The organism is Bacteroides sp. NSJ-48 (assembly GCF_014287405.1).
In the GTDB taxonomy this organism is placed as follows: Bacteria; Bacteroidota; Bacteroidia; order Bacteroidales; family Bacteroidaceae; genus Bacteroides; species Bacteroides stercoris.
The window spans coordinates 1-25,697 of sequence record NZ_JACOOD010000048.1 but is presented as its reverse complement, the minus strand read 5'-3'; the positions used below and the strand labels follow the sequence as shown (position 1 = coordinate 25,697).

Genomic DNA, 25,697 nt, shown 5'->3' with positions numbered 1-25,697 from the left:
ATGGAGTTCAACAAGGTACTTGATACCTTTTCAAACCATAGTACGACCATCATAAATTATTTTGAAGAACGATTGACAAATGCTTCAGCGGAGTCGTTCAATGCTAAAATCAAAGCTTTCCGAAGCCAGTTAAGAGGGGTGGCTGATCTGAAATTCTTCATGTTCAGACTGGCTAGGCTATACGCTTAAAAGAAAGCTTGCCAACCGGGAAAATCCGCTGATCCGATTTTTGCACTATGGCAAGCAAGTTATCTTTCCAGACAGATATTAACAGCATTCATCCCCTTTGCTCCTCGTTCGAGGTCGAATGTAACGATATTACCCTCCCTGACATCCGTAACAACATTGTTCACGTGAAAGAAATATTTTTCAATTCCTGCAAGGTCTTTGATAAATCCAAATCCTCTGGCTTCATTAAAGAACTCTATTCTTCCTCTCAAAATTACCGGTTCTTCATCTTCTTTCCTGGGAGTGGAAATCATTATCTCCTCTACATTAATCTCTTGCTTTTTGATATTCTCTTCGGGTGGAGTTGAAGTAATCATACCATATTCGTCCACATAAGCAATCATATCATCAAAACTGCTTTTTGTAGATTTTCTGCCTTCTTTTCTTTTTAATTTTGCTTCCCGCTTAGCAAGTCTTTTCTTTTCATTCTCACGCTTTCCTACTGTCATGGATTTTGCCATAGATTTTATAGTTTAATGGGTGTATACTCGTCGGATAAATAAAATAATAAACTTAGAAACGACCTCAGATAGCAAACTCAACCTTACTGAGTTTCTTACCTGTCAGTTTCTGAATATCGTTAACCAACTTACGCTCTTCCTGCGAGCAAAAAGTCAATGCCGTTCCTAAATTACCGGCTCTACCGGTACGTCCGATACGATGCACATACGTCTCGGGCACATCGGGAAGGTCATAGTTTATAACCAACGGCAACTCATTGATATCAATACCTCTGGCTGCAATATCGGTAGCTATCATTACGCGTATCTTACCCGTTTTGAAGTTTTCCAATGCTGATTGCCTTGCATTCTGACTTTTATTTCCATGAATAGCCTGACTACCGATACCTGCTTTGCTTAATACGCGGACAATTCTGTCTGCATTATGCTTGGTACGTGAGAAAACAAGTACCGACTGTCCCTCCGTTTTATGCAAAATAGAAATCAACAATTTACTTTTCTCTTTCTTTTCCACAAAATAAATAGTCTGTTCGATGGTATCTACCGTAGATGATTTTGGGGTTATAGTAATCTTCACCGGTTGTTTCAGCAGTGAGTTCGTCAAAGCGATTATCGTATCGGGCATGGTAGCCGAGAAGAACAAGGTCTGCTTTTCTTTAGGAAGTTTCGGCAACAAACGTTTGATGTCATGGATAAATCCCATATCAAGCATACGGTCAGCCTCATCCAGTACGAAGTGTCTCACATTATCCAAATGGATATATCCTTGGTTCATCAAATCCAACAGACGTCCTGGAGTGGCGACCAATATGTCGACTCCTTTATGGAGCATATTTACCTGCGCACGCTGGTTTACTCCTCCGAAGATAACCCCATGACGGACTTGCGTATATTTGGCATAGTCGTCTATGCATTCGCTAATCTGCAATGCCAATTCACGGGTAGGTGTCAATATCAAGGCTTTGATACTCTTATCCCGGTTTTTAAGGGCTTGCAAATGTTGAATAATGGGAATGGCAAATGCAGCGGTCTTTCCAGTTCCGGTCTGCGCACAGCCTAATATATCTTTTCCTGTTAAGGCGGCAGGGATTGCTTTTACTTGTATAGGGGTAGGATTGGCATACCCTTTTTCTTCAATTGCTTTTAAAATAGGTTCGGTTATATTTAAATCTTTAAATGTCATATATATTGTTTTTGAATGTGCTAAAACACTAGCACAAGTATAATGAGAGCACGCTTCACTCAAGTGGCCCATACAAAAAGTCTGATAAGTCTTTGCAGAATGAAAAGTGCAGGTAATGAAGCGGAACGCTTCCGCTAAATAAAAAAGACGGAGTTATTTATGAAAGGCAGGAAAGCAAGTTTCCCGCCTTTAGTCTGATATTAATATCTTCTGGAGTTATTATAACCACCACGAGAGCTACCATTCGAGGGTCTTTCCTCGCGAGGACGCGCAACGCTTACAGAAATAACCTTGCTGTCATATTCTACGCCGTTCAATTCGTCAATAGCTTTCTGTCCTTCTGTATCATTGTTCATCTCTACAAAAGCGAATCCTCTGGATCTACCGGTTTCTCTATCGAGAATTACTTTAGCTGAAGAAACTTCTCCAAACTCTGCAAATAAATTTGTCAAGTCAGCATTATTAATGCCATAACTTAAACCTGAAATGTAAATGTTCATTCTAAAAATGTTATAAAATAAATAATAAATGGAGTGAGGAGGATAATTAAAGAAGAGGACTGCTTACTAATAATATATTAAAAAGAAGAACTATACGATAATGATTCGTAACTCAAACTCTGGGACAAAGGTAGTATAATAAATTTGATAAATACATTTCTTCCTGTTTTTTTTCACAAGAAAGACGATTATTATCATTTATTAAGCAGGTACGGAAATTCAAAACAGTTGTTTTTTACCTATTTATATCCATAACAAAAAGGATAAAAAGGAAAATATGAACACAAGCAGTCTATATATGGATAACATTTTCCCAAAATTAGCAACTAACTTTGCACAAATTATTGGTGATTATTATGAAAAAACTACTATTCATTTTTTCCTTTCTCTGTTTATCGGCTGTCGAAGGATACGCCCAAAAGACTTTGACGCTGAAAGATTGCCTTGAAATAGGTATCGAAAACAACCTGTCCTTGGAAAGCAAACGCAAGGAGATGCAGAAAAGCAAATATGGAGTTTCCGAAAACCGGGCAAGACTATTGCCTCAAATCAACGGGTTTGCCAATTACAATGACAACATAGACCCGCCTGTATCCGTTACCGACGGTTCGGCCTACGGAAATCCGTATAACATTACCTATACCCTGCGGAACAGTGCCAATGCCGGCCTGCAGTTGCAAATGCCACTTTACAACCAAACCCTGTACACCACTGTTTCCATAGCCAAAACTATGGACGAGATAAGCCGTCTTTCTTATGAGAAAGCACGGGAAGACCTTATCCTGGAAATATGCAAGATGTATTATCTGGGGCAAACCACAGCCGAGCAAGTCACACTGATAAAGGCCAATATCACCCGGTTGGAAGAATTAAAAAACATCACAGTAGCTTTCCATGACAATGGTATGGCTATGGAAGTGGATGTAAAACGGGTCAATATCAATCTGGAAAATCTGAAAGTACAATACGACAATGTACTGGCCATGCAGGAACAACAACTGAACCTGCTGAAATATATCATGGATTATCCTGCCGAAGAACAGATAACTTTAGTTCCGGTAAACTCCGAGAACATTACGCCTGTTGAGTTGACCGGACTATCCGAAAATCTGTACGAACTCCAACTGCTGCAATCGCAAAGGGTCATGGCTGAAAAGCAGAAAAAGATGATTGGCCACGGTTATATTCCTTCATTAAACCTGACCGCCAACTGGATGTTCTCCGCCTATACGGACAAGGCCTACCGCTGGTTCCATTCCGGACCGTCCAACCATTGGTTCCGTTCCTACGGACTGGGCGTATCCTTACGCGTTCCTATATTCGACGGACTGGATAAGCGCTACAAAAACCGAAAAGCTGCAATAGACATCGAAAATATAAAGCTGGCACAGGAAAATACCCGCAAAAATCTGCAGACCCAATATCTGAACGCCACCAACGACCTGATGAACAACCAACGTAACTTCAAAAAGCAGAAAGACAACTACCTGCTTGCCGAAGATGTATATACAGTCACAATGGATCGGTACAGAGAGGGGATCGCTTCCATGACCGAAGTCCTGCAAGACGAAATGCAGATGAGCGAAGCGCAAAACAACTATATCAGCGCACATTATAACTATCGGGTAACAACCCTGCTGCTGTTGAAGCTGACAGGACAAATAGATACATTAATCAAATAACAAGTTAATCAAAGATACATTAATCAAATAACAAGTTAATCAAATCATCATAATATGGAAGCAATAGAAAAAAATAACGCATCGAACACACATCAGGAGAAAGCTAAAAAACTTCGTAAGCTACGTCGCTGGCAAATCGCAGTCAGCTTGTTGGGAGCAGCAATCGTTGTTTGGGGAATAGTGGAAGTTGCTTGTCTCTTCCTAGGCTACAATCGCACAGAGACCAGTAATGACGCACAGATAGAGCAGTACATATCCCCTATCAACCTACGCGCATCAGGCTACATCAAGAAGATTTATTTTACCGAACATCAAGAGGTACATAAAGGCGATACACTCCTTGTATTGGACGACCGCGAATATAAGATACGCGTAATGGAAGCCGAAGCCGCACTGAAAGACGCACTGGCCGGCGCTACCGTAATCGGGGCCACACTGCAAACCACACAGACCACCGCTTCCGTGTACGACGCTTCCATCTCTGAAATTGAGATCCGTCTTGCCAAACTGGAGAAAGACCGTCAACGCTATCAGAACCTGGTGCAAAGAAATGCAGCCACTCCCATACAGTTAGAACAGATAGAAACGGAATACGAAGCCACCCGCAAGAAGCTGGAAGCAACAAAACGCCAGCAAAAAGCCGCTTTGTCGGGAGTCAATGAAGTATCACACCGCCGTGAAAGTACGGAAGCCGCCATCCAACGGGCAACCGCCGCTTTGGAAATGGCACGTCTGAATCTTTCCTACACCGTAGTAGTGGCTCCCTGCGATGGCAAATTGGGACGCCGGGCACTGGAGGAAGGCCAGTTCATCACAGCCGGACAAACCATTACTTATATCCTGCCCGATACTCAAAAATGGATTGTCGCCAACTATAAGGAAACTCAAGTGGAAAACCTGCATATAGGACAAAAGGTTACCATCACCGTAGATGCAATCAGTGACAAAGAGTTCACGGGAACAATCACAGCCATATCCGGCGCCACGGGTTCCAAGTACTCATTGGTTCCTACCGACAATTCAGCCGGAAACTTCGTCAAAATACAACAACGCATACCCGTACGCATTGACTTCACCAATCTTTCCAAGGAAGATAACGAAAAACTTGCTGCCGGTATGATGGTAATAGTGAAAGCCGAACTCTGATTTTCAATCATTAATTGTTAAGGAAATGCCCGCATATCCCAAAAACTATCCTTTCTATAACTGGGTGCCTAAACCGATAGGCATTATCATCCTGTTCATGTTCTTCCTGCCCATTCTTACAGTAGGCGGAACTTACTCTGCCAGCGGCACGGAGATGATGAGCGGTCTGGGCATCATATCCGAACATATCCAGTTTGCCAACTTCGCCACATCCATAGGCATGGCGGCATTCTGCCCTTTCCTGTACCGGCTGGTATGTATCCGCAGGGAGAAAATGATGTGTATCGTCGGATTTTCGCTGATGTATATCTTCAGCTACATCTGCGCCAAGACAGACAGCATATTCCTGTTGGCACTATGCAGTCTGTTTATGGGATTCCTGCGTATGGTACTGATGATGGTCAATCTGTTTACCCTCATCAAGTATGCCGGTAACGTAGAAGCAACCGAAAAGATCACCCCCGGCAATGAACCCACCACCGGTGAAGGCTGGGACAAACTGGATATTGAACGAAGCGCTGCACAACCTGCCATTTACCTGTTTTTCATGGTATTGGGACAGTTGGGCACATCGCTTACAGCATGGCTTACTTACGAATACGAGTGGCAATATGTTTATTACTTCATGATGGGGTTGCTGTTGCTCTGTATCCTCATTACCTTCGTCACGATGCCTTATCATAAGTATGCCACCCGCCGTTTTCCTATCAACCTCAAACAATTTGGCAACGCTTCCATCTTCTGTATCACACTGACGTGCATCACTTATGTGCTGACTTACGGCAAGGTGCTCGACTGGTATGACGATCCTACAATCCAATGGGCAACGGTCGGTGCTGTGGTTGCAGGTATCCTGTTTGTCTACATAGAAGTAACCCAGCGCAATCCCTACTATCAGTTCGACGTACTCAAGTTGCGAACTATCCGCTTCGGATTCCTGTTCTACTTTCTGTTAATGGTACTGAACTCCAGTTCAATGTTCGTCAATGTATTTACGGGAATAGGTATGAAGCTGGACAACTATCAAAACGCAACATTGGGCAATTGGTCTATGTTGGGCTATTTTATCGGTGGCATTGCAACAATCTGGCTCAGCGTGAAAGGAGTGCACTTTAAATATCTTTTTGCCGCAGGTTTCCTGTTTTTGGGATTATCTGCCATGTTCATGTACTTTGAAGTACAGGGCGCAGGCTTGTACGAACGAATGAAATACCCAGTTATTATCCGTTCTACAGGAATGATGTTTCTATACTCGCTGATACCGACTTTTGCAACCCAGCGTATGCCCTATAAATACCTCTCATCATGGATTTGCACAATGCTTACTGTACGTATGGTACTTGCTCCCAGCATAGGAACCGCATTATACAGCAATGTATTGCAGGAACGGCAGCAACACTACATTACCCGTTATGCACAGAATGTGGATATGATGCATCCCGAAGCATCCGCCTCATTTATGCAAACCGTACAAGGAATGCAATATCAGGGGAAAAGCAAGCAGGAAGCCGTTAACATGGCAGCCACATCCACCAAAGGGCGCATTCAGGTGCAGGCCACCTTATCGGCAGTCAAGGAGATGGCGGGTTGGACATTGTATGCTTGCCTTTTTTGCATGATATTTGTTGTGGTACTGCCCTATCCTAAACGGAAATTATTAACTTAGCACTGTTTTCAAACAAGAACCGTAAACCCTACTCTCATGGATACCCGACAAGAACGTTTATCGCGCCTTGACAGTGCGTTATTGGACAAACGGCAAATTTGCAGTTCGGAAGGCGTGCTTTGCGCCTTTCCGTCTGCCTTGAAAAGTCCGTTTATGATAGACGGAGTGGGACTTATAATTTGCCGTCAAGGAAATTTCACCTTCATCCTTAACCAGAAAACATTTTCCGCCAAAGCCGGTGATACGCTCTTTCTGCCGAAGGATTCCTTGTTTCAGGTACTACAGGCATCCGACAACGTAGAGGTATATATCTTCATCTATCAGACCGACCCCATACGGGACTTTATGGGAAACTCGGTAGTATCCATGCACCTATACTCGCATCTGGCCACCGAACCGTGCTACGTATGGAATACCGGGGAAGAAGAAGAGGTTTTAAAATACCTGTCACTATTGGACAGTACGCTAAAAATAGAAGAGAATCCTTTTAACCGGTATGAACAGAAGTTACTTCTGTTGGCACTGACCCACAGGCTTTGCTCGGTTTATACACGCAAACTCATTGCCGAAAAGACTTCCGTAAGCCACAAGCACAATATATTTATCCGCCTGGTGCAATTAATAGAACAATATTATACGAAAGAGCGGGGGGTGGACTTCTACGCGGACAAGCTATGCCTGTCGCCCAAATACCTCTCCGCCCTCTCCAAATCCATTTGCGGATACACGGTACAGGAGCTGGTATTCAAGTCCATTATCCGCAAAAGCATTTCACTACTCAAGAATACACAAAAGAACGTACAGGAAATCTCCGATTTCTTCAACTTCCCGAACGCATCCTATTTCGGCACTTTCTTCAAGAAACAGACTGGAATGTCGCCACAGCAATACCGCAGAACGTAAGGAAACATCATATCGCTATTACGCTTTCAGTCGAATAACGAAACGGCTGCCTTTTCCCAATTCACTCTGAACGGTCAGCGTGCCGCCATGAGCTTCTACAAAATCTTTGGATATGGATAGTCCCAATCCGCTTCCCTGCACTTTCGTACCGGGTACACGGAAGTAACGGTCGAAGATGCTCTGGTGATAGCGCGGATCAATACCTTTACCGAAATCCTGTACATAAAGTTCCACACTATCATCTTCCTGCCTTGCGCCGATAATGACATGCCCGTTTTCCTTGGAATAACGAATGGCGTTACTCAACAAGTTAGTGAGCACCCATGCTATCTTCTCGCTATCCACAAACAGTTTCGGCATCTTCTCTTCCGGATATTCCACCTCAATCTGTATATTGAACTTATCGGCCTGCACCTGATTTGCCTTGATGGCATATTCTATCAGTTCGATAGGTTTCGTTATCTTCGGTATCATCTGCAACTTGCCGGCTTCCACCTGCGTCATATTAAGAAGCTCGCCTGTAATCCCCAGCAAGCGGTCGGCATTTTCCCTGATACTTTTCGAAAGTTGTTCCTGTTCCTCATTCAAAGCTCCCACACGGTTGTCCTCTAAAAGCTGCAGACTCATAAGAATGGCGGAGATAGGGGTTTTCAATTCATGCGAAATCGTAGAAATAAAAGTTGTTTTTGCCGTATCCAGTTCCTTAAATTCGGTGATATTCTTCAACAGGATAACATCGCCCAGATTATGAGACTCGTCCGTATCGGCATCCGTATTCATAATAGTAATATAAGATGCCTGAAAATAGCTTTCCTTATTATCCGCATAAATTTTCAAAGGCTCTTTCTTCTCGCCCGGATTAACCAACTCCCTTATCAGCCTCCGGAGCAGATCGTTTTTCAGCGACAGTTCCTCTGCCGAACGGCGTATGACATCCGCACGCTTCAGATTCAGTACCGTCAGCGCTTCTTTATTGACGAAAAGAATTTCGTGTTCGCGGTTTAAGCCGATAATAGGTTCATGAATACTGTTTACGATGGCTTCCAGAAACTTTTTGGCGGATAAAATATCATTCAGCGTACTGGTACGATATTCCGTAAGGCGTTCCGCCATGCTGTTAAAACTATCGGCCACCTCGCGGAACTCTTCGTGTTCGCTCATGTCAAGGCGCTTTTCATAATTATGGTTGGCTATTTCGAGGATGCCCTGCGTCAGTTCCCTGATAGGTTTATTAATGGAGCGGGGCAACCATACCAACAACACGATACTGGCAAGAATGCAAATACCGCCCGTAATGGAAATCCAAAGCAAGGCCCGTTGCAAGCCGGGCATGGCGGCAGGGCTATCCGGCTCCGTAGCCGTCAGTATCTGGAGATTTACAACAGAAAGGGCTACCAGCAGGATTATCATACCTGCCAAAACACCTACACTGAGTATCAGTTTTGTACGAATATTCATAACGGTCAATATATTAAATTTTATGCAAGTATAATCAAATCTATGTTTGCTTGCGCCAGTTCGTTCACAAATTTTCTATATTTCAGAACCATAAACAAGGATTGCGGCAAAGCGAACGAAGGACTGCCCATACAAACGGTCGTTATCTGCTTCTCTTTACAAGCCGTAACGATGCTGTCCAACACGTCTTTGGATTGCACCTGCATGACCTCTCCGCCCAATTCGGTCACCAGCTTGAAATGATTCAGCAGATGCCGCTGGTTCGCAAGGGCAATGCGGTCGGCACTCTCCCGGGGAGTCTGTACATAAAGGGCAACGAACGACGTATTATAACGGGTTGCCAATCGTGCCGCCTTGCGGATAATGCGGCGTGGCGTTTTCTCATGACTGCTGATACACGCCATGAACTTCTCATGCCGCACGCCCACACAGGAAACCACCACTTCATTCTCCACTTTCTTCTCCACTCTTAACGCCACCTCCTTCAGAGCCAGTTCGCGCAGTTGCAGAATATTTTCCGTCTTGAAGAAATTATTCAAAGCAAGGGCCACTTTATCCGGCTTGTATATTTTACCGGTTTTCAGGCGGGTTATCAGCTCTTCCGCCGTCAGGTCGATATTCACCACTTCATCCGCTTCTTCCAGCACACTGTCGGGAATGCGTTCCTTTACCTCGATACCGGAAATGCCTTGCACTTCTTCATTAATGCTCTCGATATGCTGTATGTTGACAGCGGATATAACATTGATACCCTCATCCAGCAAGTCCATTACATCCTGCCAACGCTTCTCATTCCTACTGCCTTCTACATTGGTATGCGCCAGCTCGTCCACAATAACGATTTCCGGATGGATACGGATGATAGCGTCAAGGTCCATTTCCTCAAGTTCCTTACCCTTATAGAATATCTTACGCCGGGGAATTACGGGCAGTCCTGCCAACACCGCCTCCGTACCGGCACGTCCATGCGTTTCCACATAGCCTATATTCACGTCTACCCCATTGTCCAGCAAGTCATGGGCTTCCTGAAGCATACGATAAGTTTTGCCTACACCGGCAATCATGCCGATGTAGACCTTAAACTTACCACGACGTGATTTCTTAATCAAGTCGAGGAAATGTTGTACACTCTCCTCCCTGCTCATGGCTTCAGAGTTATACCAAACACCAGATGCGCATCTTCCATACGGGGATTCCAAATAGCCTGCGCAAATATCGGTATCACGAATTTGTCCGTCACCTTTATATCCTTCGTGGCTTTCAGTGCCAGATTGGTTACGGCGAATCCGCTGTTCGGTACTCCGTAAACACCTACGCCGGCTTCGTAAGGCAGAAAACCGCAAGTGGCATTCAAATCGACGGATTTAATGCTGAACGGATAGTTCAATTCTACATAAGAAGAATAATTCTGCTCTCCCTTCTCATTCTTATCCGCGCCGGCAAACATCGTGTACCAGGCTATTGACAGCGGAAACTTCTCCAACGGAAGTGTATAGGCAAGCCCCGCTTCAAAATGGTGGGCCGTTTCATGGCTTTTGAAGTTAAAATACTTATTGCTTCCCTGACCTGCCCACCAAAGACTGGCAACGGACAAGGTCAAACCGGAATCACCGAACGTATAAGCTGCCGTCAAATCTATTTCTTTGGCAGCCTCACCCTCCGAGGAACTTGTTCCGTCGAAATCGGTAGAGCCCCATGCCGTCAATGAAAAGCCGCCTATCCCAAAGCCTAAAGTCGGCTGGAAACTAACTCCGGTTTGATAAAAGCCGCGCCATACATAAGAACTGACCAAATCACCCTGTATCTTAAATTCCTGCGCCTGCACCTTATCCACTCCCATAAAATTTACTGCCCAAGCGGCAATAACGCCTATTACCGTTACTTTTACCCGATTCATATCTTTCATTATTTTCTTATTTTCCATTTGCTTTTTCCAATGCAATATTCAGTTTCAGCACATTCACTTTCGCCGTACCGAACAATCCCAGCAACGGTTTTTCAACAGCCTTGTCAACGACGCCCCGGACAGCAGCCTCATCCATTCCCCTTGCCTCAGCCACACGCTTTACCTGTACATAAGCACTGGCAGGCGTAATATCGGGATCAAGCCCCGAAGCGCTGGCCGTTACCATTTCGGCAGGAACTTCTTTACGCTGCAAATAAGGATGATGCAGCAAGAATGTATCTATACGCGCTTCCACTTCCGCAAGGTATTCTTCGTTTGCAGAGCCTTTATTGCTACCTGCCGAGCTGCTTGCATCATAACCGTCACCGGCACAGGAAGGCCGTCCCCAAAAATAAATGTCTTCCGTAAACATCTGCCCCACATTGGTAGCGCCCACTGCCTTGCCGTTCAGGGTCAATACCTCGGCATTTCCTTTATTCGGCCCTGCAAATTGTGCGAATATCCACAATACAAGGATATAGAACACGGAAAAGAATATGCAGAAAGCGACGGTTATTCTAACTGATTTCCAAAGAGTTTTCATTTTCTTTTTATTTTAAATTAAAAAAACAAACTGACAAACATATCTATTAACTTAATACCTATGAACGGCGCTATGACACCACCCAAACCATAAATCAGCAAGTTGCGGCGCAGTAACGCGCTTGCGCCGATCGGTTTGTACCGGACGCCTCTCAATGCCAACGGTATCAGTATGGGAATGATGACAGCATTAAAGATGATAGCCGAAAGAATGGCCGTTTCAGGGCTATGCAACCCCATGATATTCAATGGGGCCAATTGAGGGATAGCGACCATGAACAGTGCGGGAATAATAGCAAAGTATTTGGCCACATCATTCGCAATGGAGAAAGTTGTAAGCGTGCCGCGCGTCATCAGCAACTGCTTACCTATCTCTACAATTTCAATCAGCTTGGTCGGGTCATTGTCAAGGTCTACCATATTGCCGGCTTCCTTTGCAGCCTGCGTACCGCTATTCATGGCAACCCCCACATTTGCCTGCGCCAGTGCGGGGGCATCATTGGTTCCGTCTCCCATCATGGCAACCAGTTTGCCGGCCTGCTGTTCTTTCTTGATATACTCCATTTTATCCTCCGGCTTGGCTTCGGCAATGAAATCATCCACACCGGCTTTTTCGGCAATATATTTGGCGGTCAACGGGTTGTCACCGGTCACCATAACCGTCTTCACCCCCATTTTACGAAGACGTTCAAAGCGTTCCTGGATGCCCGGCTTGATAATGTCCTGCAATTCTATGACTCCCAATACCGCTTTATTGACACACACTACCAGCGGGGTACCGCCATTGCCCGAAATGACGGCAATCGCTTCTTCCACTTCTTTCGGGAATTTATTCCCCGCGCTTTCCACAATCCGACGAATCGCATCGAACGCACCTTTGCGGATTTGAGTACCGTCTTGCAGGTCGACACCGGAACATTTGGTTTCGGCCGTAAACTTAATCATGTGGGCTCCCGCAGTATTGAGGTCGCGCATACGATGTCCGTTCTCACGCCCCAACTCGATGACGGACTTTCCTTCCGGGGTTTCATCGGAAAGCGAGGACAATAGGCAAGCCTCTACAAACACCTTTTCATCAATGCCCGGAGCCGGATGAAACTTGGTAGCCTTACGATTACCGATAGTAATTGTACCGGTCTTGTCCAACAGCAACGTATCAATGTCACCGGCAGTTTCAACGGCTTTGCCCGATTTTGTGATTACATTGGCACGCAGGGCGCGGTCCATACCGGCAATACCGATTGCCGAAAGCAAGCCGCCGATGGTTGTCGGTATCAGGCAGACAAACAATGAAAGAATAGCCGCAATAGAGATATACGTACCCGGATGGTCGATATTGGTATAGTCCGCCATCGGAATCAACGTAATACATACGATTACGAACACTAACGTAAAACCGGCCAATAAGATAGTCAGCGCTATTTCGTTCGGTGTTTTCTTACGGGTGGCGCCCTCTACCAGCGCAATCATCTTGTCGAGGAAACTCTCGCCCGGTTGTTGCGTAACCAACACCTTTATCTTATCCGACAGCACTTTCGTACCGCCGGTAACGGAGCTTTTATCACCGCCCGCCTCACGGATTACCGGAGCGGATTCACCGGTAATGGCACTCTCGTCAATAGAAGCCAACCCTTCCACAATCTCGCCATCGGCAGGAATCGTATCGCCAGCTTCGCAAACAAAGAAGTCTCCCTTCTTGAGACGTGCGCTGCTTACAGTGCGTAACTTGCCTTCCACCAAAACCTTTGCGGGCGTTTCTTCACGCGTTTTACGCAGGCTGTCCGCCTGTGCCTTGCCACGGGCTTCGGCAATGGCCTCGGCAAAGTTGGCAAACAACAAAGTGACAAACAATATCACAAACACCAGGAAGTTATAACCGAACGTCCCGTATTCCGATGTTCCCAAAGAGAGGATGCAGACTACCAGCATCACCAATGTCACCAGCTCCACAGTGAACATGATCGGATTCTTTATCATCACCCGCGGATTCAACTTCACGAATGACTGTTTCAAACTTTCCATTACTTGCTCCTTTTGAAACAAAGAAGCTGATTTTTTATCCTTCATAAACATATCTGATTATTCTTATCTCGTTACAAACTGAAGTGTTCGGCAATAGTACTCAACGCATGTGCCGGGAAGAAAGACAAAGCTGCCACGATAAAGATTACGGCAAAAGTCATTACGGCAAAGGTGAACGTATCGGTTTTCAGCGTACCGGCACTTTCGGGAATAAATCTCTTCTGCGCCAACAGACCAGCAATGGCAACCTGCCCTACAATAGGAAGAAAACGGCTCAGAATAAGTACCCAACCGCAGGCATAGTTCCAGAAATAAGTATTGTCGCCCAAGCCTTCGAAACCAGAGCCGTTGTTGGCAGCGCATGAAGTAAATTCATAGAACTGCTCGCTCAGCCCGTGAAAACCGGGATTGTTCAGCCAGCCGCCCTCACTCTCTACAAACTCCGGATGGTGCGCAAGGAGATAACAAGACAGAGCCGTGCCTACCAATATCACAAACGGATGAAGCAGCGCAACGATTGTCGCTATTTTCATCTCCCGGGCTTCCACTTTCTTTCCGAGAAACTCCGGTGTACGTCCCACCATCAGTCCGCTGATAAAGACTGCGATAATAATAAATGTATAATAGTTCATCCACCCTACACCGACACCGCCGAACCAAGTGTTTATCTGCATGTTCAGCATCTCCATCATACCGGACAGGGGCATCGTAGAATCGTGCATGCCATTGACGGAACCGTTGGAAGTAACCGTAGTCGTAATGCTCCATAATGCGGTGGCGCCTGCTCCCAGACGGACTTCCTTGCCTTCCATAGACCCATTGTCCTGTGCAATGCCCATATCGTCAATGCGAGGATTACCGTTCATCTCCTGATAAACATTGATGCCGACACCCGCCAAATAGGCACAGAGCATTACGCCGTAAATACTATAAGCCAGTTTCATCCGTTTTGTATAAAAACCCAACGCAAAAACCATAGCCATAGGTATAATCAGGATAGACCAGCATTCTACGATATTGGACAGGTAGGTAGGATTTTCCAACGGATGAGACGAATTTACGCCGAAGTAACCACCGCCATTCGTACCCAACTGCTTGATAGGAACGATGGCAGCCACCGGCCCTTGTGACACCGTTTGTTCCTGTCCTTCAAGCGTAGTCACCTCCATTTTACCGTCAAAGCCCATCGGAGTACCTTGTGTAATAAGGATAAAGCCGACAATCAGGGAAAGCGGCAAAAGAATACGCGTGCAACTCAATACAAGAAAGTTCCAGAAGTTACCGATTGTATTCGTTGTTTTACGGCTGATGGATTTCATAATGCCCGCCATAGCCGCCATACCTGTCGCTGCGGTAATAAACTGGAAGAGCATGATGACGAACAACTGGGTAAAATACGTCAGTCCGCTCTCACCGGAATAATGCTGCAAGTTACAGTTTACCATAAAACTGATGCAGGTATTGAATGCCTGGTCGGGAGTTTGCGGACCATTACCGTCAGGATTCAGCGGCAGCCATCCTTGACTGACCAACAGCACCATTCCCCAGACAAACCAGAAAGCATTCAATATCAGCAACGCCTTGAGGAACTGCTTCCAGTTCATTTCTTCATTGGGATTAACGCCCGCTACCTTAAATATCAGTCTCTCTACCGGTTTCATAAAGTCCGACCATGTCTTCTCTCCTTTATAAACCTTCGCAATATATTTTCCCAGCGGATAAGAAATCGCCACCAACAGGAAAATCTGTAAAACTACACCTAAAATTTCCGTATTCATTTCTTTAATCTTTTAGAACCTTTCGGGTTTCACCAGAACATACATCAAGTACCCGAACACTGCAACACCTAATACAAATAATACTGTATACATAATCTTTTCTCTCCTCTTTAAATCTTCTCAAACCAATCCACACATTTCCAGAATAGCCAGAAAGCGAGAAAGCCGCTCAACAAGCAGAAAATAAATGAAATCGTTATTCCCATGTTTTTACGTTGTTAAATTAATATTCATGTTTTACCGTCCTCATAATTGCCAAATGCGTGCCAAAATAGAAGTCTGTAAGATAAAATACTGATTGATAAAGAAATAAAACAGAATAGAGGAATTACAGAAAAAGAAGACACCCTTTCAAAATGGAAGGGTGTCTATCAAAATAGAAAAGGGACATTGCATGATTCGAGGTTCATCTGGCGAAACCATTTGTTTCATGCGGTGAAACTGATAGTTTCTTTTATTGAAACCGAAAGTTCCACGGGGTGAAACAAAGAGTACCCCGGCATGGTACACTTCGTTCCACGCCGGGAAACTTTCGGCAAGTTACGGAAAAGAACAGATTATATTCCGTATTCTTCGATTTTGCGGTAGAGTGTGGTCAATCCGATTTTGAGCAGGCGGGCTGCTTCGGTCTTATTACCTTTTGTATATTCCAACACACGGGCGATGTGGCGACACTCCATGGCAGAAAGTTCAAAACTGCCGGGAGTGGTTTCATCGGATTGTTCGTAATGTGTGTTCTGTATATCGAGCGGCAAGTCGGCAACATCCAGCCGTTCACTCTCGCAAACAATCAGACTGCGCTCTATCACATTACGCAATTCCCGGATATTACCTTTCCAAGGTTGTTGTTCGAGGGCTTCGAGAAAAGCGGGTGTTATTTCCGTAACGGGACGTGCCAACCGAACGGAGAAGTCCTTTACAAAGGCTTTTGCCAGAATACGTACATCGCCCGCCCGTTCACGCAAGGCCGGCAGATGAATCTGGAATACGGAGAGTCTGTAGAATAAATCTTCGCGAAAACGTCCTGCGGTAATCTCTTCCGGCAGATTGCGGTTGGTTGCGGCAACAACACGCACATTCACACGGGTGGGTTTGGTATCGCCAATCTTTATATATTCGCCTGTTTCAAGAATGCGCAGCAGTTTGGCTTGCAGTTCAAATGCCATTTCACCGATTTCATCCAAGAAGATAGTGCCATTGTCGGCCTCCTCAAACAATCCTTTCTTATCTTTCAATGCTCCTGTAAACGAACCGGCTTTATGACCGAACATCTCGCTTTCCAACAGTTCCTTACTGAAAGAGGAACAGTTTACCGCTACGAAATTCTGCTTGGCACGCTTACTATTATAATGTATGGCTTGCGCAAAGACTTCCTTTCCCGTACCCGTTTCACCCGTCAGTAATACGGGCACATCCGTTCCCGATACTTTCTGTGCCAGTGAAACGGCATCTTTCAATGCTTTCGAATCACCCAAAACAGAATCGAAAGAATACGTATGCCCTACTTTTTTTTCCAGTTTCTCCAAGCGGACGTTCATGCGCGCCTTCTCCACGGCACGGCTGACAAGCGGTATAATCTTATTGTTATCATCACCTTTGGTGATATAATCGAAAGCGCCGTTCTTAATGGCCTGCACCCCGTCCGGGATATTACCGTGCGCCGTCAACAGGATTATCTCTACGTTAGGGGCTGTTTTCTTGACAGACGACACAAGGTCTACCCCGTTACCGTCAGGAAGAAACACATCGCACAAGACTACATCCGGGCTCTGAAATTCCAGCTGCTTCAAAGCAGTCCTGCAATCACCGGCCTGGCATACTTCATATCCTTCCAACTCCAACATACGCGACAAAAGAGTACGGATCTGTACTTCATCGTCAACGACTAAAATCTTGCTCATATTTTTCGGATAAGTTTAAAGTAATAAATGGTAAAAACAGGGGATGTGCAAATATAAACGTTTTCCGGGAAACAAACGGCATGTCTTTTGAACTTTTATAAGTGAAGGGAGCGCACATAAGGCTACGGAAAAGTAAAAAAACACCTTACAATGTATCCTCAGAGGCATTGTAAGAGAACTGAAAAAGAAACTCGCCCTTCCATTTCGGAAATGAGCCTTCTAAAACGAAAAGGAATACAGAGGCTTCATCCGACCGTAAAAAAAGAATAACTAAAAAAGATTTAAAAATGAAAGTTTGCAAATTCGGCGGTACTTCCGTCGGCACAGTAGAGAGAATGAAACACGTAGCGGAGCTCATTTCAGAGTCCACACCGAAGATTGTAGTCCTGTCCGCAACGGCAGGCACAACCAATCATCTGGAAGAGATTGCAGCCAGCCTGTTCAACCGCGACATAGAACAGGCACACGAGAAAATCACCCGGCTGGAATTCCAGTTCATAGACTTTGCCAACGAACTGTTGACAGACGAGTCCACAAAGCGGGAAGCGATAGATTATATTCTCGACCGCTTCCAGCGACTCTGGCAATTTATCAATGATGAATTCACCTCGGTTGAAGAAAAAGAGGTTTTGGCACAAGGGGAACTTATCAGTACAGCCCTGCTGCACTTCTACCTGCGGGAACGGAAGATTGCCAATATCCTGCTCTCCGCCTTCGACTTTATGCGTACCGGACCGGAAGGAGAACCGGACTTGAAATATATAGAGGAAAAACTGCAGGCGCAATTGACACAGTATCCCGGCATCAATCTTTTTATTACTCAAGGGTACATCTGCAAAAATGCTTATAATGAAACGGATAACCTGAAACGGGGCGGCAGCGACTATACGGCATCGCTCATCGGCGCTGCCATCCGCGCAGAGGAAATACAGATATGGACGGACATTGACGGGATGCACAATAATGACCCGCGTGAAGTAACGGGAACCCACTCCGTAAAGCATCTCAGTTTCAACGAAGCCGAGCAGCTGGCCTTTTACGGAGCAAAAATATTACACCCGTTCTGCATCGCCCCGGCACGCAAGCGCAATATCCCGGTACGATTGCTCAACTCAATGAATCCTCAGGCAGAGGGGACATTGATTTCGGATTTGCAGGACGACAATATCATTAAAGCCATAGCCGCCAAAGACAACATCTTCTACGTGAAGTTCGAGTCGAAACATAACTTATGTCCTTATCAGTTTATCAGTAAGATTTTTGATACGTTTGCCAAATACAGAACGCCGCTTTGTCTGTTGGTTTCATCCAATCAGGATGTATCCGTCGCCATAGACAACAGCGAACATCTATGCAAAATTCTTGCGGAGCTGGAACAATATGCAAAAATTCTGATGGAAGACCGCATGTCCATTGTATCCGTGGTGGGAAACATGCGTTGGCAGTATGCCGGTGTCGAAGCACAGATTATAGAAGCTCTGGCAGATATCCCGCTACGTATGATTTCGTATGGCAGCAATGACAGTGACGTAGCATTCGTCATTAAGACGGAAGACAAGAAAAGGGCTTTGCAGGCACTCAGCAATAGACTCTTCGAACCGGAGACGGATAAAATTGTAAAGTAAATAAAAGTCCAATCTATGGAGCCAATAAACAGATACTTTCAAAGAATTTCCGTAATTCTGGAAAACTTCTGTTAGTGCCTTATACAAAAGACTTTAGGAGAATTACCCGATTTTGAGGTAATGAATTAGCAACTGTGCCATATGCTATGTTCTGCCTTGAATTGCATTCAAGTAACTCTTTATTATTGCAAAGGTATAAAAATTATTTGGCAAGCAATAAAAATAGGATATATTTTGTCTCTTGTCAAATAATTCTATTGATGTATTTTTATAACTTTCCATTTACCCTGTCCAGCATATATAACATCGGCAGTAACATAGCAGTCTTTCGTGATATTATACTCACAAAGAACAGAATGATGAACGTAGTAATCACCAATAAATGCAAAATCAGGAGAATCATCCCAAGAACCATTTTTATATTTTAATTCTAAGTGACCTTGAATTGTCTTTATTGCACTTGTGTTTATTTCTGCAGTTTCTTCTACATTAAGTACAATAGGCCTTTTTTCACCTTTCCTGTCTTTTGTTACACAATAGAATATTTTCAAGCATTGTCCTACTTCGGGACGAAGATCCGTATCATTAAAGAATACGATACCTCCAATTTTTCCTTGACCGAAAGTGTAATGGAATAATTTTTTTTGTATGTTTATATCGTCAACGACCACAATACCAGAATTAAAATTCGGTAAAGCAGTTTCTTTATTTACTTTTTCTACATTAGCAATAACTACTTTGTTTTCATTCTTTTTTATAATAGTATATTCTCTGAAACTGACAAAATCCCCTTTTGAAATAGTGCCCCATTTTTCTTTAAAAGCTTGAAATATTTGCTGGGAATCTTGCGTTACAATATGTAGAATTTTCTTCTCTTCATTCAAATATTCTACATATCCAAACTTTTGGGGAAGTCCCATCCATAGCCTTGTTTCACTCTTATGCATGCAAAGAGGTATATATTTAGCTTCTGTCACTTTTGTTTTATTCCAAGAGAAGCAACTTGTCTGAATTTGCTTTTCCTCTTTATCTACATGACACTTTACTCTAAAAACAGAACCAAATATCGCATTCGTCAAAAAAGGAAACCGCTTTACATTCACTTGAAATATAACGTCTACCCCATTTGTGAGAGTGCAATAAGTTTTTCCGTCTTTTTCCCATCTATCCACCAGCGTAACCTCTTTTGCTTCAATTTCTGAAAAAGCGTACTCTTCAGCAATGGTGGCATATCTATTATACAATAGCTTATTATTATTGGGCGGAATAACTGATATGTCGACTCGTTCAATATATTCTTGGTATTTCCGGGAAGTGTTTTCATGAAATTTCTTATATATATTCAATTCGCATAAGGCTTCAGATGTTAGCTCTTCCTTTATAAGCAGGTCGGCTAAAGTCAAATGAATAGAGCCGAGAAAATCTTCATTTCGTTCAACAAGTAAAGCCTTAGAAAGCAATGCTATCTTTAATTCATTACTATCTTGTATACAATCTGCCAATTCACTCCATACATAGTATTTTTCACTCATTTCAAGTAATAAAGATTTGTACACATTGATAGCAAGGTCATATTGCTGTTGCCATGTATATATTATTGCTCGTTGTCTTAATATCCATTCATCTTTTTTAGCACGTTCAATAAGAACATTATACAATGAATCTAACCAAGATACTAGTTCTGCATCTCTTGGGTGTGATTCTTTGAGATATTCATAACACTTCTTTGCTGCTTTAACAGCCAAAGGTTTATAAGTGTTACCATTATTATCTGTTTCTTCTTTCCAATCAGCATCCATGAGGTTTTCATATCTCCAATCTCTAAAAAAGTAAATAAATCTCCATGTTTCTTGACCATTCATGTGACGCTCTGCAATTTTCAACACTTCAGAATGCCAATGAGAAGCACCATAAACGGCGTTTCTTTTATTATAGACAGTAAAAGCTTCAAACATCTCACGCATTTTACCTTCTTTATGAAGATTCATAATTTCCCAAAACTGCGGTTCACGTAACAGGTCAAGTGTTTCTGTTTTTGGGAGATTTATCTTTTCACACAGCATCTCGACATCAATATCCTCGCCGCTATTTACAATTTGACGACATATACGAGAAATAAGCGAGGGAATTTCACTACCATTGTAATAGCCCTTGTTCAAATCTTCATAACGTAAATTTTCTGGTTCCCAGAGCATAAAGAAACGGTAAAAACTAAAATCAGAATGTTCTTTTGAGAAACTCAAAGCAAAGTTCAATATTTGAGAATGAAGCATTGAAGGACGTTCATTCCTAAGATACATATAGTCTTTTAGCAACGTTCTTATTTCCAACGATGTCAAATTTGAAATTTTAGCCTTGATATAACGATAAATTATCCAGCCTAACTCTTCATGCAAAGCTGAATCTACATCATTTGCAGAGTCAATATAATTCTTTACCTGAACATAAGCATTTGAAGGATCATTTTTTGATAGCTCGGATGCTTTTGAAATAGCATCAGCGTTAGGTTGCAATCGTTTATACAAATTAGTATAAGCTCTTTCTCCTGCGCCACTATCATCCACCATTGTAGGAAGTAATGAAGACATCTCTTTCAAGCAAATTTTAGCTTTATCTATGGCGTTTCTATTGCATAGTTGCTGACATATATCACGCAGAACCCAAAAGAGAGACATTTGTGCCCATGGGTTATTCCTATCTTCTTTCAGATCATCTATGGCCATCTTATATGCTTCTTTTAGATTACCACTTTTACGCAATAATGTTACTTCTTTTACAGACATTAGTATTCTTCTATTATGTTAATTTTTCTATGAGTTGTGACAGTTTAATATCAGCTTCTCCGATATCAGAAAGTGGAGCAGCATAGTTAATAAACCCTTTCCCATTAAAGAAAAAAGTTATAGCAGCATAATTACCAGAAGCTTTCATATAATATACGAGTTGGTAATGTTCTTCCACCACATTTGTTAATATGATACCACATTCATCACACAAAGAAATCATGCGACTATGTAGCATCTTTAATGACTCCAAAGATGGATGATAGTCTATTTTATATTTGATATTTTCATCATTCTGGAAGAAAAACAACAACTCAGTGTCATTGGCATCTGTTTCATATTTTGTAAACAGACCTGCTCCATTATATATTGCATCAATTCTTACTATACCGGTTGGTGTATTTACTTCATAAATATCTCTCCAAGGTTTACAGATAACGTTCTTTACTGAATATAGAGTTCCATTCATATTCTTTACAACAGACCAATATTTACATTTTACTGAAGGTAATATTGATGAAGGATGAAAAGGTGTATCCTCTATATTATCAAAAGATAAAGCATTAACAGCTGTTTTTGCAGTTTTATTGATAGGGGTTATTTTAAGAGATGTAATAGGTGTTACATCAGGAAGATTAATACACCATAACATCTTAGAAGCTCGAGTTATCGCTGTATATTTCCAACGAAGGCTATCCACATCAAGCCCTGTGCGTCTTGAAAAATCTACATAAACTGTATTCCATTCACCACCCTGTGATTTATGGCATGTAAAAGCATAACCGTACTTTACATGAAGAGCATTGTAGAAAGGGTCTCCCCACATTGCCTTAGTAAATTCTTCAGATTTAGGATTAGTCAATCCTTTCTCCGTACGCATACGCATTACCATATTGATATAAAGAGCCTTCATTTCGTCAATTGTCAGTGAAGGTCGCTTGTTTTGGAGTAATGTATCAATAATATAGCGTTTATAAATATTACCATCTTCTACTTGAAAACTTATTTCTCTGAAATCAAGCGTAATGATTTCTTTTACTTTTCTCCCATTTTTTTCAGTCCAAATAGGTGCAGACTGAGAGATAATATCATTTGATGTTTCTACTACAGTTATGATATCACCATTCAATAATTCACATTTATCATAATAGTAGCTATTGCATACTACCATCAATTTATCTCCTACCGCCACATGATTCGTTTCAGGAAATATTATATTACGAATAGCCGTATTATAATCAGCTGCTTGTTGATTTGAGAAACAAACTATAGCAGACGATTGTTCTGGATCTTCACAATATTTCTTAGCAACTTCCATTGCTCCAATATCCATTACTTCATGTTCCTTTTTCTTGAACACAAGGCGATTTCGTTCTTTTTTCCGAATCAACTCACGAAGTATTGTAGCATTAGCCAAAATACAACTATTCTTATCTTGACGAACAATGTCTGTGAGCTCATAAGAATATACATTCATTTCTAGTATATCAAAATAAGTTTCATCTAATGCAACAGAACAATCATCACCTACGGGAGGCAACTGCATAGGGTCACCAACAAAAATTACCTTTCCACCGAAGTTTAATCTTGCATAACTAAGTAAATCTTTTATTAATACTCCTGTACCAAATTGGAAAAGTTCATTCTTTGATTCACGAGAACTAATCATGGAGGCTTCGTCAATAATATAAATACACCTCTCGTGGTTATCTTTAAGTGGAAATATATATTTAAGTGTTCCTTCAGATTCTTCCACTATTAGATGAGAAAAATTATAGATTCCCCTATGAATAGTAGAAGCACCATAATTTGGTAATTTAGAACGTAATATTTTTGCAGCACGTCCGGTCGGAGCCATTAACTGAATATGTAAAGATTGAGTAGATAAATAATCTGCAATACTACGAATCAATGTCGTTTTACCTGTACCTGCATATCCTTTCAAAATAAATACTTGGCTATCTTTATCTGCAATGAACTTTTCAATCATTATCATTGCTTGCTTCTGTTGTGCAGTTAATATCATTTATATTCCATTTTATGTTATTCATATTTGTCACCATAAGGCTAAACTAAAAAGCGTGGAACTGTATGCCACACTCTTTACTTGAAGGTCGTAGGAAACCATAGATGCAGATGTAACAATAGCAGCCCACGCTATATGCGTGAGAACCACTATGCTATCCTTGCATCTAATTGAAAATTTCCTACGTTTTCAAGTACAAGATGAGCATAACGCTTCTTCTATTTTCATATGTCTTTGGACAGAGTTGTCTCAATCCATTTGCAAAAGTATAAAAAAGCCGTGATAATCCGCTCAATACAGGCAGATTATTACGGCCGTTCCTTTGATTTATAGTTTTATACCTCTATCTTGTTTCTGCTTAGGTATTCCCATGGCTTCCCTAAACTCATTCATCTTCTTTCTGAACCAGTTCACATGTGAAACCCCGTCTATCTTGAAATCGAATTTACCGCTTTCATCCTGTTTGATGGAGCAGACAGAATGTCGGGTATCAAAACTTCGGTTAAACTCGGAAGAATAGAGTTTACCTTTTATTCCGACCTCCTTGAACTCGCACAGTCTTCTGATTATTCCGTCATTGAAACCCAAACGTTCACGTAGGAAGTTTACCACAGGTATAAGCTTCTCCACATACGGAAAGTAGCGTCTGACAAAATCTGTAAACTCCGACAGCTTACGGTGCTGTTGCTCGTAAGCGTTTCTTATCTCCTGTATCTGTTCGGCTTGTTGCCGTTCCCGTTGTCGGGCTTCGTCTTCAAGTTCAAGGATGCGGTCTTGCAAGTCCTCGTTCCTACGTTCCAATGATTTCATTTTTCCACTTCCGAAAAGAGAACCCACACTGCTTGCAAGGGCGGTTGCCGTATCGGTGGCTGCGCTTTTGAACTTGTCGGTGCGGATTTCCGCTTTTACCTGTCTCAACTCCTCCTGCGCTTTGGTCTTCTTCTCCTGCAATAGTCTGGTTTCGGTTTCAAGGGTTTCATTCTTCTTTTTCAAGTCCCGATAATACTGCATGGTGGTAGTGTGCCGTGCTTCCGAGCCCCGTACCCCACGTTGCAATCCGTATTTCGTCATCACCCTTGCGTAATTGTCGTGGTAGGCAATCAAGGTCTGGCGGTTGAACAGGTCATCGGCACACAAACGGACGGAATTTGTTTTCTTGCGGTACTTGCGCTTGCCGTCCGTCTGTTCTTTCTTGGCTTTGCGCCTTTCACCTATTACGATGGGAACAACGGCTGCGTGGATGTGTGGAGTCTTCTCGTCCATGTGCAGATGGGCAGCAACCACATTGTCTTTGCCAAATGTGGCTTGAAGCCATTGGATGCTGTCGTTGCACCATTCATCAAGCTTTCCTTTTTCCTGTATGTTCATCATGTCCTCGTGCGTACCCGATAAAACCACCCGGACAACACGGACTTGGTCGTGTGTGATTTTCCGTCTGATGCCTGCCGTGTTCAGCCTGTGGGCAATCGCTTCATCCCTGCCGTGAACGCCATCGGGGTATTCGACAAGCACCCTGTTCAGATGTGTTCTTGTCGGGTCTGCGTTTTTAGGTATTATCTTTCTCTCTATATGGTCGGACTGCGTGGTGTCCGATGTCCCCTTTGCTTTCTTTATGTCCAATGAAAAATATCCCATATTATTTCTATTTTTGCGGTTATCGTTATGTTTCTTCTCTCTGCCTGTGGCATCGGTTCACAGGGTTTATTATGCAAATGAGTCCTTGCTGCACTCGTTTGCACAGGGTTTCCAAAGGGATTTCCCTTTGGCTCGATAGGGTGTTTTTAGCGTTACGGAGTAATGCGTGAAGAAAACGCCCTATTGAGCTATGGTATTTCTGTCTAAATACC

General features: G+C 43.0%; 20 protein-coding genes. 6 read left to right on the top strand and 14 right to left on the bottom strand.

The window, feature by feature from the left end:
• Nucleotides 1-189, top strand: a 189-nt coding sequence (locus tag H8S52_RS16855) for a transposase (protein WP_032935031.1), incomplete at its 5' end; no start/stop codon positions are given.
• 59 nt (nucleotides 190-248) lie between these two features.
• Here H8S52_RS16855 and H8S52_RS16850 read toward each other — a convergent pair.
• The 3 genes from H8S52_RS16850 to H8S52_RS16840 form a co-directional block, all read right to left on the bottom strand.
• Nucleotides 249-689, bottom strand: a complete 441-nt coding sequence (locus H8S52_RS16850) for a cold-shock protein (RefSeq protein ID WP_005652368.1) — start codon at nucleotides 687-689, stop codon at nucleotides 249-251.
• A 64-nt stretch (nucleotides 690-753) separates the two neighbouring features.
• Nucleotides 754-1,872: a DEAD/DEAH box helicase gene (locus H8S52_RS16845; protein WP_060386452.1), complete on the bottom strand. Its 1,119-nt coding sequence runs from the start codon at nucleotides 1,870-1,872 to the stop codon at nucleotides 754-756.
• A 200-nt stretch (nucleotides 1,873-2,072) separates the two neighbouring features.
• A complete protein-coding gene (locus H8S52_RS16840; RefSeq protein WP_005652372.1) occupies nucleotides 2,073-2,372 on the bottom strand; it encodes an RNA-binding protein in 300 nt (99 codons plus the stop codon).
• Nucleotides 2,373-2,728: 356 nt separating this feature from the next.
• On the opposite strand from H8S52_RS16840, the gene H8S52_RS16835 reads away from it, so the two are divergent.
• Genes H8S52_RS16835 through H8S52_RS16820 form a run of 4 tightly spaced genes read left to right on the top strand, consistent with a single transcriptional unit; the run spans nucleotide 2,729 to nucleotide 7,769 of the window.
• A complete protein-coding gene (locus H8S52_RS16835; protein ID WP_117858641.1) occupies nucleotides 2,729-4,054 on the top strand; it encodes a TolC family protein in 1,326 nt (441 codons plus the stop codon).
• Nucleotides 4,055-4,108: 54 nt separating this feature from the next.
• A complete protein-coding gene (locus H8S52_RS16830) occupies nucleotides 4,109-5,200 on the top strand; it encodes an HlyD family secretion protein (RefSeq protein ID WP_117858643.1) in 1,092 nt (363 codons plus the stop codon).
• 25 nt (nucleotides 5,201-5,225) lie between these two features.
• On the top strand, nucleotides 5,226-6,866 hold the full coding sequence (locus tag H8S52_RS16825) for a hypothetical protein (RefSeq protein ID WP_005652377.1): 1,641 nt from the start codon (nucleotides 5,226-5,228) through the stop codon (nucleotides 6,864-6,866).
• 36 nt (nucleotides 6,867-6,902) lie between these two features.
• Nucleotides 6,903-7,769: a helix-turn-helix domain-containing protein gene (locus tag H8S52_RS16820; protein WP_186910261.1), complete on the top strand. Its 867-nt coding sequence runs from the start codon at nucleotides 6,903-6,905 to the stop codon at nucleotides 7,767-7,769.
• A gap of 18 nt (nucleotides 7,770-7,787) precedes the next feature.
• Here the strand turns inward: H8S52_RS16820 and H8S52_RS16815 are convergent, their stop codons facing one another.
• The 8 genes from H8S52_RS16815 to H8S52_RS16780 form a co-directional block, all read right to left on the bottom strand.
• Complete coding sequence (locus H8S52_RS16815) at nucleotides 7,788-9,227, bottom strand: ATP-binding protein (RefSeq protein ID WP_186910260.1); 1,440 nt, start codon at nucleotides 9,225-9,227, stop codon at nucleotides 7,788-7,790.
• A 20-nt stretch (nucleotides 9,228-9,247) separates the two neighbouring features.
• Nucleotides 9,248-10,372, bottom strand: coding sequence for a sensor protein KdpD (locus H8S52_RS16810; RefSeq protein WP_186910259.1), 1,125 nt, complete (start codon nucleotides 10,370-10,372; stop codon nucleotides 9,248-9,250).
• Entirely contained in the window at nucleotides 10,369-11,067 is a 699-nt protein-coding gene (locus H8S52_RS16805; RefSeq protein WP_370527588.1) for a hypothetical protein, read from the bottom strand. Before H8S52_RS16805 ends, H8S52_RS16810 begins: the two co-directional genes overlap by 4 nt.
• A 73-nt stretch (nucleotides 11,068-11,140) precedes the next feature.
• A complete protein-coding gene (locus H8S52_RS16800; protein ID WP_186910258.1) occupies nucleotides 11,141-11,716 on the bottom strand; it encodes a K(+)-transporting ATPase subunit C in 576 nt (191 codons plus the stop codon).
• A 17-nt stretch (nucleotides 11,717-11,733) separates the two neighbouring features.
• Nucleotides 11,734-13,782 (bottom strand): potassium-transporting ATPase subunit KdpB, encoded by a 2,049-nt coding sequence (kdpB, locus tag H8S52_RS16795; protein WP_040315517.1) that lies wholly within the window; start codon nucleotides 13,780-13,782, stop codon nucleotides 11,734-11,736.
• Nucleotides 13,783-13,808: 26 nt separating this feature from the next.
• A complete protein-coding gene (kdpA, locus tag H8S52_RS16790) occupies nucleotides 13,809-15,515 on the bottom strand; it encodes a potassium-transporting ATPase subunit KdpA (RefSeq protein WP_117904858.1) in 1,707 nt (568 codons plus the stop codon).
• A 12-nt stretch (nucleotides 15,516-15,527) separates the two neighbouring features.
• Nucleotides 15,528-15,608, bottom strand: a complete 81-nt coding sequence (kdpF, locus tag H8S52_RS20195; protein ID WP_117666942.1) for a K(+)-transporting ATPase subunit F — start codon at nucleotides 15,606-15,608, stop codon at nucleotides 15,528-15,530.
• A 464-nt stretch (nucleotides 15,609-16,072) separates the two neighbouring features.
• The gene (locus tag H8S52_RS16780) at nucleotides 16,073-17,416 is read right to left on the bottom strand and encodes a sigma-54 dependent transcriptional regulator (protein ID WP_186910257.1); all 1,344 of its coding nucleotides are present in this window, start codon (nucleotides 17,414-17,416) and stop codon (nucleotides 16,073-16,075) included.
• A 287-nt stretch (nucleotides 17,417-17,703) separates the two neighbouring features.
• Here H8S52_RS16780 and H8S52_RS16775 point away from each other — a divergent pair, with 287 nt between their 5' ends.
• Entirely contained in the window at nucleotides 17,704-19,041 is a 1,338-nt protein-coding gene (locus H8S52_RS16775) for an aspartate kinase (RefSeq protein ID WP_186910256.1), read from the top strand.
• A 254-nt stretch (nucleotides 19,042-19,295) separates the two neighbouring features.
• Here the strand turns inward: H8S52_RS16775 and H8S52_RS16770 are convergent, their stop codons facing one another.
• The 3 genes from H8S52_RS16770 to mobV all read right to left on the bottom strand — a co-directional run bounded on the left by H8S52_RS16770 (nucleotide 19,296) and on the right by mobV (nucleotide 25,485).
• Complete coding sequence (locus H8S52_RS16770; protein ID WP_008142063.1) at nucleotides 19,296-21,824, bottom strand: lipopolysaccharide assembly protein LapB; 2,529 nt, start codon at nucleotides 21,822-21,824, stop codon at nucleotides 19,296-19,298.
• Nucleotides 21,825-21,837: 13 nt separating this feature from the next.
• Nucleotides 21,838-23,850, bottom strand: coding sequence for an ATP-dependent RecD-like DNA helicase (locus H8S52_RS16765; protein WP_009018055.1), 2,013 nt, complete (start codon nucleotides 23,848-23,850; stop codon nucleotides 21,838-21,840).
• A gap of 327 nt (nucleotides 23,851-24,177) precedes the next feature.
• Nucleotides 24,178-25,485 (bottom strand): MobV family relaxase, encoded by a 1,308-nt coding sequence (gene mobV, locus H8S52_RS16760; protein WP_008142057.1) that lies wholly within the window; start codon nucleotides 25,483-25,485, stop codon nucleotides 24,178-24,180.
• Nucleotides 25,486-25,697 lie beyond the last annotated feature (212 nt).